17 protein-coding genes are annotated in these 20,256 nt (G+C 41.8%); 10 read left to right on the forward strand and 7 right to left on the reverse strand.

The window, feature by feature from the left end:
- Nucleotides 1-52: 52 nt before the first annotated feature.
- The gene (gene ald / locus L4C54_RS10395) at nt 53-1,177 is read right to left on the reverse strand and encodes an alanine dehydrogenase (RefSeq protein WP_428802396.1); all 1,125 of its coding nucleotides are present in this window, start codon (nt 1,175-1,177) and stop codon (nt 53-55) included.
- A 156-nt stretch (nt 1,178-1,333) separates the two neighbouring features.
- On the opposite strand from ald, the gene lrp reads away from it, so the two are divergent.
- Nucleotides 1,334-1,828, forward strand: a complete 495-nt coding sequence (lrp, locus tag L4C54_RS10400; protein WP_017033863.1) for a leucine-responsive transcriptional regulator Lrp — start codon at nt 1,334-1,336, stop codon at nt 1,826-1,828.
- Nucleotides 1,829-2,074: 246 nt separating this feature from the next.
- Nucleotides 2,075-5,029 (forward strand): DNA translocase FtsK, encoded by a 2,955-nt coding sequence (locus L4C54_RS10405; protein WP_428808123.1) that lies wholly within the window; start codon nt 2,075-2,077, stop codon nt 5,027-5,029.
- A 138-nt stretch (nt 5,030-5,167) separates the two neighbouring features.
- On the opposite strand, the gene dsbB is transcribed toward L4C54_RS10405, so the two are convergent.
- Nucleotides 5,168-5,707, reverse strand: coding sequence for a disulfide bond formation protein DsbB (dsbB, locus tag L4C54_RS10410; protein WP_428808124.1), 540 nt, complete (start codon nt 5,705-5,707; stop codon nt 5,168-5,170).
- An 83-nt stretch (nt 5,708-5,790) separates the two neighbouring features.
- Nucleotides 5,791-7,383 carry a Na(+)/H(+) antiporter NhaB gene (nhaB, locus tag L4C54_RS10415; protein WP_428808125.1) on the reverse strand — a complete coding sequence of 531 codons (1,593 nt, stop codon included), beginning with the start codon at nt 7,381-7,383 and terminating at the stop codon, nt 5,791-5,793.
- 624 nt (nt 7,384-8,007) lie between these two features.
- Here nhaB and fadR point away from each other — a divergent pair.
- Nucleotides 8,008-8,847, forward strand: a complete 840-nt coding sequence (gene fadR / locus L4C54_RS10420) for a fatty acid metabolism transcriptional regulator FadR (protein ID WP_428808126.1) — start codon at nt 8,008-8,010, stop codon at nt 8,845-8,847.
- A 119-nt stretch (nt 8,848-8,966) separates the two neighbouring features.
- Here fadR and L4C54_RS10425 read toward each other — a convergent pair whose 3' ends face one another.
- Together L4C54_RS10425 and L4C54_RS10430 are read right to left on the reverse strand one after the other, a co-directional pair.
- Complete coding sequence (locus tag L4C54_RS10425; protein ID WP_428802391.1) at nt 8,967-10,127, reverse strand: DUF1887 family protein; 1,161 nt, start codon at nt 10,125-10,127, stop codon at nt 8,967-8,969.
- Nucleotides 10,128-10,308: 181 nt separating this feature from the next.
- A complete protein-coding gene (locus L4C54_RS10430; protein ID WP_428802390.1) occupies nt 10,309-12,300 on the reverse strand; it encodes a methyl-accepting chemotaxis protein in 1,992 nt (663 codons plus the stop codon).
- Nucleotides 12,301-12,580: 280 nt separating this feature from the next.
- On the opposite strand from L4C54_RS10430, the gene L4C54_RS10435 reads away from it, so the two are divergent.
- The 7 genes from L4C54_RS10435 to L4C54_RS10465 all read left to right on the forward strand — a co-directional run bounded on the left by L4C54_RS10435 (nt 12,581) and on the right by L4C54_RS10465 (nt 18,669).
- The gene (locus L4C54_RS10435) at nt 12,581-12,931 is read left to right on the forward strand and encodes an HIT domain-containing protein (RefSeq protein WP_428802389.1); all 351 of its coding nucleotides are present in this window, start codon (nt 12,581-12,583) and stop codon (nt 12,929-12,931) included.
- A gap of 43 nt (nt 12,932-12,974) precedes the next feature.
- The gene (locus L4C54_RS10440) at nt 12,975-14,366 is read left to right on the forward strand and encodes a COG3014 family protein (protein WP_428808127.1); all 1,392 of its coding nucleotides are present in this window, start codon (nt 12,975-12,977) and stop codon (nt 14,364-14,366) included.
- Nucleotides 14,366-14,755: a YcfL family putative periplasmic lipoprotein gene (locus L4C54_RS10445; protein ID WP_428808128.1), complete on the forward strand. Its 390-nt coding sequence runs from the start codon at nt 14,366-14,368 to the stop codon at nt 14,753-14,755. Before L4C54_RS10440 ends, L4C54_RS10445 begins: the two co-directional genes overlap by 1 nt.
- Before the next feature lie 112 nt (nt 14,756-14,867).
- Nucleotides 14,868-15,458 carry a penicillin-binding protein activator LpoB gene (lpoB, locus tag L4C54_RS10450; protein ID WP_248007912.1) on the forward strand — a complete coding sequence of 197 codons (591 nt, stop codon included), beginning with the start codon at nt 14,868-14,870 and terminating at the stop codon, nt 15,456-15,458.
- A 69-nt stretch (nt 15,459-15,527) separates the two neighbouring features.
- A complete protein-coding gene (locus L4C54_RS10455) occupies nt 15,528-16,394 on the forward strand; it encodes a phosphotransferase (RefSeq protein ID WP_428808129.1) in 867 nt (288 codons plus the stop codon).
- Nucleotides 16,395-16,547: 153 nt separating this feature from the next.
- A complete protein-coding gene (gene ycfP, locus L4C54_RS10460) occupies nt 16,548-17,087 on the forward strand; it encodes an alpha/beta hydrolase YcfP (RefSeq protein WP_428808130.1) in 540 nt (179 codons plus the stop codon).
- Between the two features lie 292 nt (nt 17,088-17,379).
- Nucleotides 17,380-18,669 carry an NAD(P)/FAD-dependent oxidoreductase gene (locus tag L4C54_RS10465; RefSeq protein WP_428808131.1) on the forward strand — a complete coding sequence of 430 codons (1,290 nt, stop codon included), beginning with the start codon at nt 17,380-17,382 and terminating at the stop codon, nt 18,667-18,669.
- Between the two features lie 105 nt (nt 18,670-18,774).
- On the opposite strand, the gene L4C54_RS10470 is transcribed toward L4C54_RS10465, so the two are convergent.
- Together L4C54_RS10470 and L4C54_RS10475 are read right to left on the reverse strand one after the other, a co-directional pair.
- The gene (locus tag L4C54_RS10470; protein WP_428808132.1) at nt 18,775-19,323 is read right to left on the reverse strand and encodes a GNAT family N-acetyltransferase; all 549 of its coding nucleotides are present in this window, start codon (nt 19,321-19,323) and stop codon (nt 18,775-18,777) included.
- A gap of 48 nt (nt 19,324-19,371) precedes the next feature.
- Nucleotides 19,372-20,181, reverse strand: coding sequence for a peptidoglycan binding protein CsiV (locus tag L4C54_RS10475; RefSeq protein WP_428808133.1), 810 nt, complete (start codon nt 20,179-20,181; stop codon nt 19,372-19,374).
- Nucleotides 20,182-20,256 lie beyond the last annotated feature (75 nt).

Consider the following 20,256-nt stretch of genomic DNA (forward strand, 5'->3'; position numbering starts at 1 on the left):
AGACAAAAAAGGTCTAGTTTATAACTAGACCTTTTATCTATAAGCATCGAGATTAATTGAACATTTCAATCGCTTTAGTTGGTTCTACGTATTCAAGATCGAAGCTTTCTGCCACTTCTTTACACGTTACTTTACCGTGAATAACGTTTAGTCCTTCAAGGAAGCCTTTATCTTCAAGCAATGCTTCACGGTAGCCTTTATTCGCTAATTTAACGATGTATGGCAGTGTTGCATTGTTTAAAGCGAAGGTCGATGTACGAGCAACAGCGCCTGGCATATTTGCTACACAGTAGTGAACCACATCATCAACGATGTAAGTTGGATCTGCGTGAGTCGTCGCGTGAGAGGTCTCAAAACAGCCACCTTGGTCGATAGCTACGTCAACAACTGCCGCGCCTGGCTTCATTCTAGCGATATGTTCTTTCGTCACCAATTTTGGAGCCGCAGCGCCAGGGATAAGAACTGCACCAATTACCAAGTCAGCTTCTAGAACATGCTTCTCAATCGCGTCTTCTGTAGAATAAACGACTTTTGCACGTCCTTGGAATTCTTCATCCAAACGACGAAGTGTATCTAAACTTCTATCGATAATTGTTACGTCAGCACGAAGGCCAACAGCCATACGAGCAGCATTAGCACCAACCACGCCACCGCCAACAACAACGACTTTAGCTGGCTCTACTCCTGGAACTCCGCCAAGCAGAAGTCCACGTCCACCGTGAGATTTTTCCAAAGTTTGTGCGCCAGCTTGGATTGACATGCGGCCCGCTACCTCAGACATAGGTGCAAGTAGTGGCAAGCGACCCATATAATCTGTTACAGTCTCATAGGCAATGCAGACAGCTTTGCTCTTAATTAGCTCATCAGTTTGTGGAAAATCTGGTGCGAGGTGTAAATAAGTAAATAATATTTGCCCCTCTTTTAGCATAGCTCGCTCGACAGTTTGAGGTTCTTTGACCTTTACAATCATCTCTGCTTTCGCGAAAACGTCAGCAGCAGTAGGAAGAATGGATGCGCCTACAGCGATGTAATCATCGTCTGAAAAACCGATGCCTGAACCGGCTTTGGTTTCTACAAAAACTTGGTGACCGTGAGAGATTAGTTCTCTCACACTAGCTGGGATCATGCCCACTCGGTACTCGTGGTTCTTGATTTCTTTAGGTACGCCAATGATCATCCTGACTCCTTATGTTATTTTGGTTGTATTATCTATGTGTAGGGTAATTCTGTCGAATTAATATCTAGTATAGTAAGTAATTTGAAGAATTTGATACTGAATATTAAGAAGTTGTAGTATATTTTTTTGCAAGGAAGTAATAAGGTGGAATAAAAAATGGCAGACAATTACAAAAAGCCGTCCAAGGATCTAGACCGTATCGATCGCAATATTCTTAATGAGTTGCAAAAAGATGGTCGTATTTCTAACGTAGAACTCTCAAAACGTGTAGGGCTTTCGCCTACTCCATGTCTTGAACGTGTTCGTCGATTAGAACGTCAAGGTTACATTACGGGATACACAGCGTTGTTAAATCCGCAGTATCTTGACGCATCACTGTTAGTATTTGTTGAAATTACGTTGAATCGCGGAGCGCCAGACGTTTTTGAACAATTTAATACTGCAGTACAAAAGCTAGATGATATCCAAGAGTGTCATTTAGTTTCTGGTGACTTCGATTATCTATTGAAGACTCGTGTATCTGATATGAGTGCTTACCGAAAACTGCTTGGTGATACGTTGCTACGTTTGCCGGGTGTTAACGACACACGCACCTATGTAGTCATGGAAGAAGTCAAACAGACTAATCAACTGGTGATCAAAACTCGTTAATAGCTAATGGTCCATTTTATGGCTATGAGCTTGTGAATTGCTAGAAACTCGTAAAGAGTTACTGGTGTCAGAAATGTTGGAACTCTTTTCCATATTCTGACGTTAGGCAATTGGGTTTTCTTCATCAGTATGGTTAAATCAATATGAGCGGCGTTTGCCGCTCATATTGTTTTAATTTCACTAACTTGGCTTTAGATAGTCATCATTCAGGTTTTAGTTAGTCATCATCAAGATTAAAGTAGGTCTATGTTCAACGAGAACAAAAAGAAAGTCGCGACGATTGTAAAAACGGGTGAGGCCTCTAGCTCATCACGCTTAAACGGTACACAGCGTTTGAAAGAGTGTGTGCTCATTATTGCTGTGCTTATTTCTATCTTCTTCACCGTCGCGCTATTCACTTTTAACCCAGCCGATCCATCGTGGTCTCAAACAGCATGGGGCATGGATATTCAGAATTCAGGCGGGATAGTCGGAGCTTGGATCGCCGATACGTTATTTTTCATCTTTGGTTCTCTTGCTTATCCTATTCCCTTGATTGTCACAGCCGTTGCCTGGATCTTCCTACGGAATCGTGATTCAGACGAACCCATCGACTTCATGATATGGGGTACGCGTTTACTTGGCCTTACCATTATCATTCTAACGAGTTGTGCTTTAGCTGATATTAACTTTGATGACATTTGGTACTTCTCTTCAGGCGGTGTCATTGGTGATGTATTGACGAGCCTTGCATTGCCGACATTAAACGTTCTAGGTACAACGCTCGTTTTACTTTTTTTATGGGGTGCCGGTTTTACGTTGTTAACGGGCATCTCTTGGTTAGCGATGGTCGAATGGATTGGGGATTACTCTATTCGTGCAGTGACGTCTGCCGTTAATCGTATCCGTGGTGAAAAAGAAGAAAACATCTCAGCTATTCTTAATCAACCAGATGTTGATCAAGAAAACCTTGGTCTACCAAGTGGTGTTCATCGAAATGTTCATCAGTCTGATATAGAGGACGCTCTTGAGATTAATTCTAGCCAACCTGATGAGATTGGGCTCGAATCATCGAAAGAGAGACGCTTTAATATCCATATGCCAGAAGCGCAGCAGCAAGCTGAAACACCTTCAAATATTGATATACCCGACATCCGAATTGATGACACCAATACCGAAGATGAGACGAATGATAGAACGTTGCCACTCAATGCGACGATCGAGCAATTAGAACAAGCTGCACTCAATGATGATGATTTACCGCTTCAAGAAGGAAGTTATGAACGTCAATTATCTTCACAATATGAAGAGGCCAATGTAGAAGCGCCTGCCATGCCTTGGGTTCAAGAACCAAACTTTGAACAAGATGAGCTATTTGAACAACAGCCTAAAGCTGAATTTCAAGAAGATGATATCCCAGATCTTGAGCCTGTATTGTCAGAAAGTAGCTTTGAGCATGTTGTCGAGGAGATTGAACCCAATATTGATCAACGTGAGCCGACAATATCGACCTTTGAAGTGGCAGATGAGCCAGAATTAGCGAGTACTGACATTACAGAGGCTGAACTTGTTGAAGCGTCTGTTGATGAATTGCCCGTTACTGATGAAAGTGAAGACGAAGACGTTGATGCATTCCAATCTCTTGTTGCTGATGCGCAAGCTAACGCAGCCGGTAAGTTAAACCCATTTTTAGTTCAAAAGGACGCTCTTCTTCCAAAACCTACAGAGCCAATGCCAACTCTTGAACTGCTATATCACCCTGAAAAGCGCGAAAACTTTATTGATAGAGAAGGCCTAGAAAATATTGCTCGATTAGTTGAGGCCAAACTTGCTGACTATAAAATTAAAGCGCAAGTGGTTGATATTTTCCCTGGCCCAGTGATTACTCGTTTTGAGTTAGATCTCGCTCCAGGTGTGAAAGTGAGTCGTATATCTGGTCTTTCAATGGACTTAGCTCGCTCTCTATCCGCAATAGCTGTTCGTGTTGTCGAGGTTATTCCAGGCAAGCCTTATGTTGGTCTTGAATTACCAAATATAAGCCGACAAACAGTGTTCTTCTCTGATGTTGTTGGCACACCAACGTTTGTTGAGGCGAAGTCTCCAACGACAATGGTGTTAGGCCAAGATATTGCCGGTGATCCAGTAATCGCTGATCTCGCTAAGATGCCGCATGTTCTTGTTGCAGGTACGACAGGCTCGGGTAAGTCGGTTGGCGTCAATGTAATGATCCTTAGTATGCTTTATAAAGCGACACCTGAAGAAGTGCGCTTTATTATGATCGATCCTAAGATGCTTGAGCTATCAGTGTATGAGGGCATTCCTCACCTGTTATCTGAAGTTGTTACTGATATGAAGGACGCATCAAATGCACTTCGTTGGTGTGTTGGAGAGATGGAGCGTCGCTATAAGCTCATGTCTGCGCTCGGTGTTCGTAACGTTAAAGGCTTTAATGATAAGCTGAAAATGGCTGCAGAAGCTGGACACCCAATTCATGATCCATTGTGGCGTGATGGGGACAGTATGGACCCTGAGCCGCCATTACTTGAAAACCTGCCTTACATCGTCGTTGTTATCGATGAATTTGCCGATCTTATGATGGTTGTGGGTAAGAAAGTTGAAGAACTGATTGCTCGTCTTGCTCAAAAAGCACGTGCAGCAGGTATTCACTTAATACTAGCGACTCAACGACCTTCAGTAGATGTCATCACTGGCTTGATTAAAGCGAATATACCAACACGTGTCGCATTTACTGTTTCAACCAAAACGGACTCACGGACTATCTTGGATCAAGGCGGAGCTGAGTCGTTGCTTGGTATGGGTGATATGCTTTACTTGCCGTCCGGCTCAAGCCATACCATTCGTGTACATGGTGCATTTGCGTCAGATGACGATGTTCACTCTGTCGTGAATAACTGGAAAGCTCGTGGTAGACCAAACTATATTGATGAAATTACTAATGGCGATCAATCTCCGGAAACACTGCTACCAGGTGAGAAGATGGAAGGGGATGAAGAGAGAGACCCTCTCTTTGATCAAGTTGTAGAACATGTGGTTGAGTCACGACGTGGCTCAGTATCTGGTGTTCAGCGTAAGTTCAAAATTGGTTATAACCGTGCTGCGCGAATTATCGAGCAGCTCGAAGCTCAAGGTATTGTGAGTGCACCGGGTCATAACGGAAATAGAGAAGTATTAGCACCAGCACCAACAAGAGACATGAACTAGACAGATTGGTTCTAATGAAAGGTTAATAGACCCACTCAGACAACAAAAAGCCCCTTTTAGTCTTATATAGTTTTAACTATAAAGAGTCCAAAAGGGGCTTTCTATTTTGTTTGGATCTTGTGCATGTAAGCTGCTGGATTAGCTAAACATTCTTCTGCTATCACGATCTTTAGCAAACTGTGCAATTACAATCACAGATAAAGCAATTAGATTTGCTGCAAAAATAACGACCAACCATTGTGGCATTGATAAATCCAAGAACTGCCAAACGACCTTGCTACAATCGCCATACGCTTCAAACATCCATGGAACCCACTGGTTTAGCGGTGCCCAGCTAGGGAAGGTTACAAATAAATCGCAAGTGGCAAAAGGTGATGGGTTGAATTGATAATCCACGTGTTGAAGTGATAGAGCCAATCCTTTATAACTGCTAGCGCCCCAGGCTGCGAGACCTAACCAGCGTAAGACAGGGCTTTTAGGATTGATCAGTCCAATTAATGCAGCTCCACCCACACCAAGCATCGCAACACGTTCGTAAATACACATTACGCATGGTGACAACATCATAACGTGCTGAAAGAATAGCGCACATGCTTCAAAAAATATGACAAAGAGAAGCAACAGTAGCCATGAAATACGGGTTTGGGAAAACGTTTTAATTGTATTTAGAAGCTTCACAACTGGTTCCTTGTAGAAATAAAAAAAGCTCTGATATATCAGAGCTTTTTATCGTGTATTAGTTTCATTATCAACTGATTTTTTTAATGCCCGCTGGATAAAACCGCTTCGGTCACACTTGCGGTTTTATGTACTATCCAACCCATATCATAGAAATAGGCGGTCATCGGTTCGACAAAAAAGATGATTCCGATTAATCCCACTATTGCTAAAACGATCGTGTATGGCAGAGCCATGATAACCATTTGGCCGTAAGACAATCTAATTAGTGGGGCTATCGCCGATGTAAGAAGGAATAGGAAAGCGGCTTGACCATTTGGTGTTGCTACAGATGGTAGGTTGGTTCCTGTGTTAATCGCGACAGCAAGTAAATCAAACTGGTCACGCGTGATCATACCATTCACTAGCGCATCTTTTACTTCGTTGATATATACGGTACCAACGAAAACGTTATCAGAAACCATAGATAGTAAGCCATTTGCTACGTAGAACAGAGCAAGCTGAGTGTTCTTGTCTTCAACATGTAATACTGCGTCGATAACAGGTTTAAACAACTCTTGGTCGATGATAACAGCAACAATAGAGAAAAAGACGGTTAGTAGTGCAGTGAAGGGTAAAGCTTCTTCAAACGCTTTGCCTAACGAGTGCTCTTCTATTACGCCATTAAAGGCTGTAGCAAGGATGATGACGGAAAGGCCAATAAGACCAACCGCGGCAAGGTGAAGCGCTAAGCCAACGATTAACCATACGGCGATAGCGCCTTGAACCCATAGCTTTGCTACGTCTTGTTTTGTTCGAGTTTTACGCTCAGCTGTATCGAAATCTACTAAGATCTTACGAACATTGTCAGGAAGCTCAGTGCCGTAACCAAAGACCTTAAGCTTCTCGACTAATACACAAGTAATTAAACCGCACACAAAAACGGGGAAAGTAACAGGGGCCATGCGGATAATAAACTCACCAAATAACCAACCTGCTTGATCAGCAATGATAAGGTTTTGCGGCTCACCTACCATCGTCATAACGCCACCTAATGCCGTACCTACACCAGCATGCATTAATAGTGAACGTAAGAATGAACGATAGTTTTCAAGATCGTCTCTTGTTAGCTCAGAGAGTTGATCATCTTTCGTATGGTCGTGCGATGTTGTCGATCCTTTACCTGACGCAACCTTATGATAAATTGAGTAAAACCCAACGGCAACACTGATAATAACGGCTATGACGGTCAAAGCATCTAGGAAGGCAGAAAGAAAAGCCGCTGCAAAACAAAATGCCATCGAGAGCATCGCTTTAGAGCGAATACCCAGTAGTATCTTGGTGAACATAAATAGCAGTAGATTCTTCATGAAGTAAATGCCAGCAACCATAAAGATCAACAGCAGTAATACTTCTATATTGGCGACCAATTCATGTTTAACTTGTTCTGGGCTAGTCATTCCGATAGCAATCGCTTGAATCGCCAGCAGTCCTCCAGGTTGAAGAGGGTAGCACTTTAGTGCCATTGCTAGTGTGAATATAAACTCAACAACTAACAGCCAACCAGCCACAAATGGGTTAATAAAGAAAAATACAAATGGGTTAATAACTAGAAATGAAATAATGGCAACTTTGTACCAGTCTGGCGCTTTACCAAGAAAGTTCTTGATAATGGCTTTTCCGAGCGACATCGACATGGAAAATACTCTTTAATGTTGTTTATGAATAAATACGGTAGTGGGCTTGTATTCATATTAACCAAATTTATATAAAAACATTTGGTGCAACAGTGACTTAGTAAAACAACAATCTCGTAACAAATTTGTGGCCTTGCCAAGTCACTCCCTGAGAACGACAAGCACTATTAACTACGACCGCAACTTTACTCTCACGAACTTTATAGTCAATAAGAAAAACTCACTGAAAGTAACATTTGGATACATTTGGCTAAAAACGCGATCTAAGTAGGGTCATTTAGTGCTTTTTGTTAATATAGTGTTAATTGGGACTCTAGTGCCTTACTTGTACTTATAAAGTGGTATTTATTCATGCTGATATTGAATTGATAAATTAATGATTGAGCGTGCTTATTTCTTTTTATCGCTATATCGGTCAACGAGCGTGTTAACTAAATATGCAAAAATGGAGCGATTTAATACAAATTTAATCCAAAGTCAGAAAGTTATAAATCTACCTAGAGTGGAGCTTTTGCTCTAAATGTAACCCTGTTCCAGTTTTCTATCTCTTTGTTTCCGAACCCATTAAACTAGTGGTATGATGAGTAATATTAGACACAATAAAATAATACGAGAAAGTACTTAATGGTCATTAAGGCTAAGAGCCCAGCAGGGTTTGCAGAGAAATATATTATCGAGAGTATTTGGAATGGTCGCTTTCCGCCGGGCTCAATTTTACCGGCTGAACGTGAGCTTTCGGAACTTATTGGCGTTACACGAACGACTTTGAGAGAAGTTTTACAGCGCCTAGCTCGAGACGGTTGGTTAACTATCCAACATGGCAAGCCAACTAAAGTAAATCAATTTATGGAAACCTCTGGGTTGCATATTCTTGATACTTTGATGACGCTAGATGCCGATAATGCCACGTCAATTGTTGAAGATCTTTTATCTGCTCGTACTAATATTAGCCCTATTTTTATGCGTCATGCATTTAAAGGGAATAAAGAAAATTCCGAGAAGACAATCGCGTCTGTTATGGAGTCTTGTGAAGCATTGATTCAAGCAAGCGATTGGGACGACTTTATGGCTTCATCCCCTTACGCCGATAAGATTCGCCAACATGTAAAAGATGATGGTGAGAAAGATGAAGAGAAACGCCAAGAAATTTTGCTAGCGCGTACGTTTAACTTTTACGACTATATGTTGTTCCAACGTTTGGCTTTCCACTCTGGAAACAAAATTTATGGTCTGATATTTAATGGTGTGAAAAAGCTGTACGACCGCGTTGGTAGCTACTACTTTTCAAATCCACAAGCACGTAATTTGGCGATGGAGTTTTACCGAGAGCTTTTAGATGTTTGTGAAAATGGTGATCGTGAAAAATTACCATTAGTGATCCGTCACTATGGTATTGAAAGCTCACTTATTTGGAATCAAATGAAAACAACGCTGCCGACAAATTTTACTGAAGATGACAGCTAACTAAAGCACGGTTGTATTGAGTTAACGTAAAGCGGTATATAAAGAAGCCCTACATATCTAAATAAGTATGTAGGGCTTTTTGTTTTGCAATTGAAGATAACGCTTGAATTAGTTTCTAACTAAAGCTCTTCACTACCACCTGCGCCTTGGAACCAAATACGTAGGTGATGTTTGAGGTTTTTTAGTTCATCAGGGCCAATGAGCGCAAGCCCAAGATCTTCTGCACGAGTAATGTCGTTATGACGAAGCGGGCGGAAACTGACGAGCATAGCTCGTGCTTGTAAGCCTCCTAGTAAGTCTCTAAGCGATTCAAGCTTGTATAAGGTGTCGTCGCCATCGTCACGCATACCTTTAGTCTTACACTCGATTATATGGAGCTTGTTATTAACTACCGAGGCAACATCAAGCTCATTTCTGACCTCTCGCTCACCAAGTTGACGATAAACTTGCACATTTAGCGACCGATCTTGAATAGTCGGCATATCATCTTGGATCTGCTTAACCGTGCTGTGAACAAGAGTCTCAAGCCACTCACCATTTGAGAAACGTCTTGCATCTTCACTGATGAATGTGAGTGTACCGTCTTTATAGCTCGCGATTTCAGCGTCGACAAGATCGGTAAGAAGCATGTTGAGTTCTTTATAACCTTGCTGCTTTTCGGATAGCTCTACATCGAGTCTCTGTTCTTTGCGGCAAGTTGTCGCTAAGTAGTTTAGTGTCGCCAGACCGGGGCCAAGTACTAAAGCGTTGCTCGCCCAGCGTTCACCCAGTTTGTATAAGGTTTTATCTAACGTAGGTGGAAGCTCATGGTCATTAAACTCGCCTCTTGCACCGAATATAGTCAGGTAATCAGCAATGGTGATGTGGTCTTGAACTTGAGTGTCTTCTTTTGTTTCGGGGTACAGCCAGCATAATTTGTCGCTATTGGGCTCGACGACAAAGATTGGCCATTGATAAGTACGAAACACTTCGTATACAGAAAGTAAGCGGTGTCTTAATCCACAGCTAGCATTGAGTTTAACCTCTTCACCTCTAGCTTTTAAATCTTCAGCAAGAACTTGTATTGACTCTTTAATTATTGAGGTATTTACAATTGTTGGGATTTCAAAAAACTCTGAGGTAATTGAGCGCTTGTCGAGCACATTATGCAAGCGAAGATAAGCAGCTTCTTGTGTTTTGTCGCCGATAAATATGATGTGCGAACTAATACTACGGTGATCGAGCAGTGGGGTTACAAGACGAATAGGGTCTTGATCGATGATCCCAACATGAACTGCCATAACTTTTCCTCATGTTCGGCTTGCAGTAAAGAGTGGGAAATAAGGCACTGCAAACCATATCAGTAAGATATGATGATGGGCACATAAAAAAACAAGGGCGACTTTAAATTAAAGTCGCCCAATAAGGTAATGAATGTTAAGTTTCAGAGGCTATTGGTCGTAATGGCCTCTGTGTAATTGATTACAGCTTAAATCGATGTACAAGGTCACCTTGTTGACCTGCTAAACGTGTTAAGTTCGCACTAGTCGCAGCAATTTCAGACATAGCTTGATAACTACTGTCAGCAATCAGGTTTATCTCTTCAATATTTCGAGCAATCTCGGATGTTGTTTCATTTTGTTCTCCAGCCGCTTGTGAAATATGAGTACTCATGTGACTAATTTCTAGAATAAGAGCTTGAATCTCTTCCATCGCGCTATTGGCATTTGAAGCTTGTTCAACCGAAAGCTCCATATCATTTTTACAACTCTCGATAACTTTACTTGCAGATGAAGAGCTGCTTTGTAAGTTACCAATCATATTCTCAATTTCACTAGTCGATTCGGTTGTTCGTTGCGCCAGTACACGAACTTCATCAGCAACAACAGCAAAACCTCGGCCTTGTTCACCCGCTCGTGCCGCTTCTATTGCTGCGTTTAATGCCAGTAAATTGGTCTGCTCTGCAATGTTACGAATGACATCCAAAATAGAACCAATTTGGCTGCTCATTTTTTGCAAATCGCCAACGGCTTCAACAGATTGATTAAGTCTGGTTTCTAATTGATTAATGGTGGATATATTAGTGCTCATGATCTGTCGACCGGATTCAGACGCCGATTCGACTTGCTGAACCATTTTTTGTGAGCTTTGAGCACTTTGAGCTACTTCTTGAACAGAATGTGCCATCTCTGTCATGGCAGTAGCGACGTTGGATGTTTGCTCGCGTTGAGAGCTAAGCTGGCCTTGTGCTTGAGTTGATGTGGATTGGTTTGTATTCGCTGTACTGGTCAGATTATCGGATGCGTCGTTTAACTCCACCAAAACGTTATGAAGGTTATCGGCAAGTGAATTGATGTGGCCACTGACGCGACTGAACTCATTGTTGTATCGAATATCAATGCGTTGTGTCATATCGCCTTCAGTGAGGCTCTCTAATGTTTTTAAGATACGAGTAAGAGGTTCTCTAACGCTTTGGGCAATGTGATAACCGATGGCGGCAGCGAAGATTACAACAATCGCGCAAATAACCACTGCTCGAATAAATCCTTGGTCATAAACGTCGCCAGCTTCAGTCAGTGAAGCGCTCAGCTTTTGAGAGGCAGTTGCGTTAAACGAATCAAGAATGGCCATCGCATTATCGACTTCAACAGCAAGGTTAGCGATGTTTTCATAAAGTGCAGCTCTAGCCATCAAGTAGCTATTATGTTGATCTAATACGCCACCTTTTTGGCCAACGTCACGGCTGAAATTATCAACAGATTCCTGAAAGGCTTTCTTAAGTTCAGGCATCTGTGTCACTAGACCACGATAGGCGTAGTTTAAGTGAGAGACTGCTTTTCTGTTTTTCGCAACGGCTTTGTTTACAAAATCGACGTCAGAACTTGCAAGGGCGTCAGAGGTGATAACTTCAGCATCTCTTAACTTAATGAAGTAGCTTTTTGCCATCACCTTTACAGAGATACTGCTTTGGTCATCTACGTACTCTTTCATTCCTGCACTGAGTTCAGAGTGCAAGCGTTGGAACTGACGTGTTGATTGTTGCACTTGTGCTTGTGCTGCAAACATCGCCTCGTAATTATCCATGGCTTCATTGGCTTCGGCGAAGTAACGCTCTTCCATAGCTTGAAGCTGAGTTATGTTCTCATTAAGGGACTCTTCACCAGCACTTGCAGTTTGTAGCTGGTTAAATGTGTCTGAAAACCTCGCTTTAGCTTGAGCGAATTCTTCGCGCATCGCACTCATACGGTCTGTGTTTTGAGTGGTTAAGAAGTCTTTAAACGATTTGTCGGCTGACAGCAATTGAACCGCAGTTTGATTTGATGTTGAGACCAAAGGTAGTGATACCTTCGATACTGATTCAAAGTTGGTGTGTATTTGGCTCATGCCGTTCAACATTAAAACAGTTATGACGGCAAACATTATGATGATGAGGGTAAACCCCGTATACATCCTTCTGATGACGGATCCTTTCATGCTTCTCTCCCAAAAAATATCGTGCAAACGGCCAATGGCCAAAACTAACAAAATTGTCATTATTCTATGGAGGATGGGGCTCGCGTTTGTTGACGGACAATACATAAATCAATTTGGAGTCAATTTCTTTTTCATATTTGTTAACTCAATTTCATTTTTGGGAATTTTGGTTTTAATTGAGCTTTGAACGCTGTTAGCGCATACTGAGAACGATTTGATTCAGTACAGAATAACAATCAGTTCATATTTATCAGTTACATACCAATCGTCGGAGCGCCTCATGGCTGAAGAAACAATATTTAGAAAGATCATTGATAAAGAAATCCCAGCAGACGTTGTCTATCAAGATGAATTAGTGACCGCATTTCGTGATATCAACCCACGAGCGCCTATTCACGTACTAATTGTGCCTAATAAACTTATTCCTACGGTTAACGATATTGAAGCTGAAGATGAGCTGGTGATGGGACGACTATTTACCGTCGCTAAAAAACTTGCTAAAGAAGAGGGAATTGATCAGGACGGTTATCGCTTGATCATGAATTGCAACTCCTTTGGTGGACAAGAGGTTTACCATATTCACATGCACCTTGTTGGTGGCAGAGCGTTAGGCCCTATACTGATTAACTAATTGGTTGAGTGATAATGATCAATCGACGCTTTGGGAGTAAGCTTTGAAACGAGTGATTAAACTGACCCTCGTCTCAGTCACAGTAGCTTTGTTGTCCGCGTGCAGCAACATGTCAGCGGGCAATCTATTTAGCCACTATAGTGCACAAAATAATGGTGTGTATCAGGCCGTCAAAACTGGGCAATATGAAAAAGCAGAGCAGAGGCTTCCTGAGTTTGTTGCTGGTGATGTGCTTGATAACTTAGAAAAAGGGCGTGTTCAATTTTTATCTGAGAATTACCAAGCAAGTCATAGCAGCTTGAGTGATAGTGACCGAGCTGTACGTACTCAACAAGATAGAGCGACAATATCGGTTTCTGACTCTGCGACAAGTTTGGCTTCGTTGGCTGTTAATGACAACTTAAATAACTATTACCCTGCAGATTATGAGCTTGGTTTTTTACATCTCTATCTGGGGCTTAATTATTTACAAGATAATGATTTAGAAGGCGCGACAATTGAGATGCGTCGAGCTAATCAGGTTCAAGAGAGAGCTCGTCAAGAACGTCAATCTGAACTTGAATCAGCGCAAAACTCAATGAAGGCTCAAGGGCTTTCGCCGAATTTAGGTAGCGTATTGTCTAATTACCCGGATGCGGGTAAAACCTTGCAAGCAGTGCAAAATGGTTACTTACTTTATCTATCAGGGCTGATGTATGAGACGTCTCGTGAATTGAATAGTGCTTATGTTGATTACAGGCGTGCTTTGGCAGTGATGCCTGACAATCCACAGGTGATAGAGGCAACAATTCGTTTGGCCAAACGTTTAGGTATGAATCAAGATCTTAAACAATTGGAAGAAACTTATGGCCAGATCGCGACTCTAAATGACAGTCAAGCACGTGTTATTGTTTTACAAGAGCAAGGGGTAGTTCAAGCCCTTCAAAGCTGGAAACAAACTTTACCAATTTATGACAGCCGAGGCGACGGTGCTTTGTATTCTTTAGCGCTGCCATATTATGCCAATGGCGTGTCTGAGCGCTTTAGCTCGATGAAGTTAAATGGTGAACGAATGACCGATCATCAGCTGGCCGACGTCAATTTAATGGCCGAGCGTGATTTATCAGAACGTATGCCATCAATGATCATTCGCCAAGCACTAAGAGTGTATGCGAAAGATCAGCTTCGAAAAGAAGCAGCTCAAGGTGATGACGTAGTTAATCTAGTCTTTAACTTATGGAATACGCTGACCGAGCAGCCAGATACACGCAGCTGGCAAACTCTACCCGGGGAAATATACAGCAGTGGTGAAGTTGTCAACGCTGGAAAACAACAGGTTGACGTTGATGGTCAGCAGTATGAATTTAATGTAGAAGCGGGTCGTACCGCTTTAGTCTGGGTTTCACGACAAGGTGGAACGGCGACGATATGGCACAAGCAATTAGGGAGATTGTAATGAAACAGTGGCTTTTAGTTTTATGTGCAGCATTGGCACTAAGTGGTTGTGCCGATAACACAGCGGGTTTAAGGGTTGATGGGTCTACTCAAAATGTTATTTTTGGCGATAATGTCTTAGGCTCTCGCTTAGTTATTGATGATATTGCAACGACAGAAGTGGACGGTCATACACGCGGCGTGGTTCGTATTACCAGTCATTATACGGGTGACCAACACATTCAGTATCGATTCTACTGGTACGATAACGAAGGTTTAGAAGTCAATACTAAACTCTCGCCATGGCGCAAAGCAATCGTGAGAGGCTATGAGTCTATCGCTCTGTCGGAAGTGTCAGTGAACCCTAACGGGAAGCAATATCGAGTACAAATTCGAGAGCTTGCTCAATAGAGCGGTTATCTCGAGTTTGATGAGTTTTTGTAAGGTGAACGAGAACAGCGTTAATTGACGCTCGTTTGAAGTATAAGCTTTCTCTTAAGCAGAGAAAAAAGGGTATATGAAGATGAAAAAAAGTGTAATAGCACTACTAGGCTTAGCGGTTATTTTAGGTGGTTGTTCAAACAAAGTAAGCTACGGTGACTCGCAAGCCGTAGAAACAACAACGATCGATTTTGGCTCAACAGATCTTCAAACGATCGCTGGTGAAATGATAGACAGCATGATGATGTCTGGCTCGGTTTCTTACATCACTCAAAATGATCGTCCGATCGTTTTTGTTGAGCGTATTAAAAACAAAACGACTGAACATATCGATACAGAATCCATTACCGATTCAATCAGCACTAAAATGCTTAACTCTGGTAAGTTCCGTTTTGTTGACATGGACCGTGTAGAGTCTGTTCGTGAACAATTAAACTTCCAAAATAATGATGAACTTGTTAATCAAAGCACGGCGATTCAGTTTGGTAAAATGGTTGGAGCGCAGTACATGCTTTATGGCAACCTATCAAGTATCGTGAAAAATGCCGGTAGCGATAAAGACGTTTACTACAAGATGACCATGAGACTGATGGATCTTGAAACAGGTCTTATCGAGTGGGCAGATGAAACAGAGATTCGTAAACAAGAATCAAAGAGTTTCCTTGGACTGTAGTTTCTAAGTATTGAGTTGATCCACATATAGCTAATCTGTATGTGGTATCAACGACTAAAGAGGTGGTGTATGGCTAGAATGTCTTGGCAAGAAGCTTGCGTATTAGATCGTTCATTACAATCGCTTGATCACTTCTTTAGTCTTTCCCCCAGTTATGCTCAAACGTTAACCGGAGGATTGACCAATCGTTGCTGGAAGGTCGTGTTACCCAACCACGAGTGTTATGTTTGGCGACCAACCACACCTATCACCACTGCATTTGCTATCTCTCGTTTTCAAGAATATCAGCTTCTCTCGTCCATCGAATCTTCCCATATCGGCCCTAAAGCCATTTTCGTTAATGAACACGGATTGCTCGTAGAGTGGATTGAAGGAGACTCTCTTACATCTGGTTTAAGCTTTGACTCATTGTTAAAAACGATGGTTTTGATTCATAAGCTCGATACCGCTAGAGTCCCTGTCGCCCCTTTTAGTTTTACCGCAAGAGTCGACCACTATTGGTTGCAACTTGATGAAGAGCACAAAAGTGAAGAGCTTAAATCTCTTTACCTAGGTCTTCGAAGTGCACCAAATTTGGCAGATGTAGGATCGGTATTGTGTCATTTCGATTTGGCAGGCTACAACATGGTGAAAACAGAGGTGACTAATCGAGTCATTGATTGGGAGTACGCATCAATAGCCGATCCGAGGTTAGATTTAACCTTGAGTATTCATGTCACGCAGCAAAAGCCGTTGGAATCTGTCTATCGCTACTGCCAGCTTCGAGAGATTGATGGTGTGGATGACTGGGTTGAAGGTGTGCTTGCTTGGCTTCCTCGGGTTAAGATGATGTCAATGTTGTGGTTTCAATTGGCTTATCAACTTTGGGGTGATGAGAAGTTTTCAACTGAATCACAATCGCTGATAAATGAGTTGTGTCGTGAGTTTTCAGAATAAAGACACTCTTTAATAAAGAACGAGATGTTGGTGAATTATTATGCACAGTGATGGTAAGATCACTGTTTTAAGGATTCAAAGTGCCAATTCAAAGCGTAAGCCTTTAAATACCAACAGTTCGTGTTAGATTGAGAAAAAACGGGGAACGTTATTATGATTATATATTTACATGGATTTGACTCAACAAGCCCTGGAAATCACGAGAAAATATTGCAGTTGCAGTTTATTGATGACGATGTTCGTTTCATTAACTACAGTACACTACATCCAAAGCATGATATGCAGCACTTGCTCAAAGAAGTACATAAGGTTGTCGATCAAGCTTCTGACGATAAAATCTTGATTTGTGGTGTTGGGTTAGGCGCCTTCTGGGCGGAACGAATTGGATTCTTATGCGGGATTAAACAAGTTATGTTTAACCCTAATCTTCAACCGCAAGAGAATATGGCTGGTCGTATAGATCGCCCTGAAGAGTATGAAGATATCGCGACCAAGTGCGTCGAAAAATTTCGTGCAAAGAATGAAGGAAGCTGCTTAGTCATTCTCTCAACTAACGACGAGGTACGAGATAGTGCTAAAACTGCGAAAGAGCTTGAAGCGTATTATCAAATTATTTGGGATGAAAACCAAAAGCACAAGTTTGAGAAGATTTCTCAACATTTACAGGCAATGAAAGCCTTTAAAGATAGCTGATCGCATTAGACTTATTCTGATAAACGTTATGTATTCACATAGCGTTTTTTTTTGCTTTTCATAAGGTGCAAATTCATAGTTGCCTTCCATTCAATCCTCTATATAATAGAATTTATAAAAATTATTTGATAAATATCAATAAAAGTTTAACTAGAACATGTGTCATTTAGCGCCTTGCGCTGTTAATCCAAAAACGTTTCTTTCTAAATACTCGAACCCTACATGAATAGATTTTTCATCTTGATGCTATCGAGATGAGTACAGTATTTTTTATAATTAAGGATTTATTGTTATGACGAAAATTATTGTCGTAGGTGGTGGTGCTGGTGGCTTAGAGTTAGCGACTAAACTTGGCCGAAAATTAGGGAAAAAACAGACAGCAAAGATCACACTTGTTGATAGAAAAGCGAGTCATTTATGGAAACCACTATTACATGAAGTTGCTACCGGTTCTCTTGATGCCGGCGTTGACGCTTTAAGCTACCGTGCTCATGCTAAAAACCATGGTTTTGATTTTCAAATGGGTAGCTTAGAGAGTATTGACCGAGAATCAAAAAGCATCACGTTAAGTGAGCTAAAAGATGAGCATGGTGAACTACTTATGCCGACTCGTGATCTTAGCTATGATATTTTGGTGATGGCAATCGGTTCGACGTCTAACGACTTTAATACTCCAGGTGTACGTGAAAATTGTATCTTTTTGGATAGCCCAGAGCAGGCGCACCGTTTCCGCACTGAAATGAATAATGCGTTTCTAAAACTACACGCTAATAACGGCAATGGCAGCGTTGATATTGCTATCGTCGGTGCTGGGGCAACAGGCGTTGAGCTTTCTGCTGAGCTTCACAATGCAGTAAAAGAGCTACGTACTTACGGTTTCGGTGACTTAGACTCAAGTAAGCTGAATGTTAACCTTGTTGAAGCTGGAGAGAGAATTTTGCCGGCTTTACCTCCGCGCATATCAAGTGCTGCCCATTTAGAACTTACCAAACTTGGTGTTAATGTTCGTACCACAACGATGGTGACACAAGCAGACAAAGATGGTTTGTTGACGAAAGATGGTGACAAAATCAAAGCAAAAATCATGGTATGGGCTGCGGGTATAAAAGCACCAGACTTCATCAAAGATATTGCGGGTCTTGAAACCAACCGAATCAATCAATTAGTCGTGACTGAGACTCTACAAACGACACGTGATGATTCTATATTTGCGATTGGTGATTTGGCACAGTGTACTCAGACAGATGGCGCATTCGTACCTCCAAGAGCTCAGGCTGCACATCAGATGTCGAGCCATGTTTATAAGAACATCGTTGCCAAGCTAGCAAATAAACCACTGACGCCGTATGTGTACAAAGATCATGGGTCACTGGTCTCGTTAAGCCGTTTCTCTACTGTTGGTAGCTTAATGGGGAACTTAACAAAAGGCTCAATGATGGTAGAAGGTAGAATCGCTCGCGTAGTCTATATTTCACTTTATAGAATGCATCAAATGGCGCTGCATGGTGCTATTAAAACAGGCTTAATGATGCTTGTTGGGCGAATAAACCGAGTACTAAGGCCAAACTTAAAGCTGCATTAAAATTTCAGCTTTCCTCAGCACTAAAGTGGGGAATAGAACCCTAAAACTAAAAAGAAGAGCATAGGCTCTTCTTTTTGATTATGGGCTAGACGAAGTGCGATGAGTTCAAATATCTTTAGGTGGTATTAGTGAAAACACCAGTCCATCTCTCGGTTGACCATCGTAAATAAATCGATTGCGAGCAAGAGACTCTTGTTGGGCATCACAGCTGTTGGCGAGAGCATGACTAGCTAAGTTTAATGGGTCGCAAACCAATTCTAGTCGTGTGACTCTCAATAGATTAAAACAGAAGTCTATAACGGCCAATGTCGCTTCTTTAGCATAACCTTGATGCTGATATTCATCAGCAACCCAATAGCCAAGACTCGCCATATTAAAGGTATGATACAGCTCGTTAATTGCTACCATTCCAATCAATTGGTTATCACTGTGCCTGAACAGGCCAAAGCCGTACGCTTCGCCTCTCACCCAATTTAGACGAGTAGCAAGAATAAAACGTTCTGCATCTTTCTTTGAAAATGAAGAGTGACACCAGTCTACCCACTGATGCAGTGAGGGGGATGAAGTGATACTCGAACAAAACAGTTCCGCTTCGTCAGGTTCTATCAAGCGAAGTTGTAATCGAGGTGTGGAAAGCGTGAACTGTGGAGTCATAGCGGAAAGCAGCCCAAATTAATGCCCTCGAAAAGAGGGCATTTTAATTTAGCTCTGTTCAACACGGCGTACTTGAATGACGATCCCCAACAATGGGTGGTCTAAGTAGTGTGTCTCTGTACTACGCATACGTCGTTTTTGATCCATACGGTAGCTTTTTAAGTACTCTTCAATTTCGACAGTCGGAGTGACATTTTCCATATTTCCAACGAGAACGGTAGAATCTACTTCTAAAGGCTCGGCTTTCGGTTGCTCGGTGTCTAACTGTGCGACATCAAAATCGTTCTCAAGCGGTTTCTCTTCAAAAGTTACTTTTCGAACGCTAGGGCTTTTTAGATCTAACTGAGTTTCAGCGTACAAATAGTGTTGTACATAGATTTGCAGTTTTCCATCGAGCTCGTATAGAGGTTGGTCAAAGCTCTGTTCAACAACACCTTCAACTGGTGACTCTTCGGTTAAGGCCAACTTTTCCGAGCCATCAGGATTAAATATCTCTGAATAATCACTGCCTGCTTGAATATGAAAAACAGGTGAAGAGGCTTTACCTTCATCACCTTGACGCCATGCTTTATGTACTAGAACTTCAAATCCAGCATGCTTTTTAAGTGATGTCGCTTGATCGGTTAGGTGGTACTCGTCATAAGGAAGCATACTGACTCCCTTTAAATGACGATAATCTGAATCAGCGAAGCTGCCAGCTTTAGTCAAATCGATTTCAGTTTGAGTTGCAGGCCATGACTCACTGGTCTTTTCCGCATCAACTGCACGTTTAAAAATGATCACTTCTATATCAAATTGTCTCTGTGCCAACGTTGGCATTGAGACCAAAAAGAGCAGTAGTGGGATCAGTTTTTTCATTTCAACTCCATCAATTGGTACTTAAGACCAATTATCAATTATTCAGATGTTATTTAAGCTTTACTACGTATTAAT

The sequence above is a fragment of the Vibrio lamellibrachiae genome (assembly GCF_050337265.1).
GTDB classification, from domain to species: Bacteria; Pseudomonadota; Gammaproteobacteria; order Enterobacterales; family Vibrionaceae; genus Vibrio; species Vibrio kyushuensis.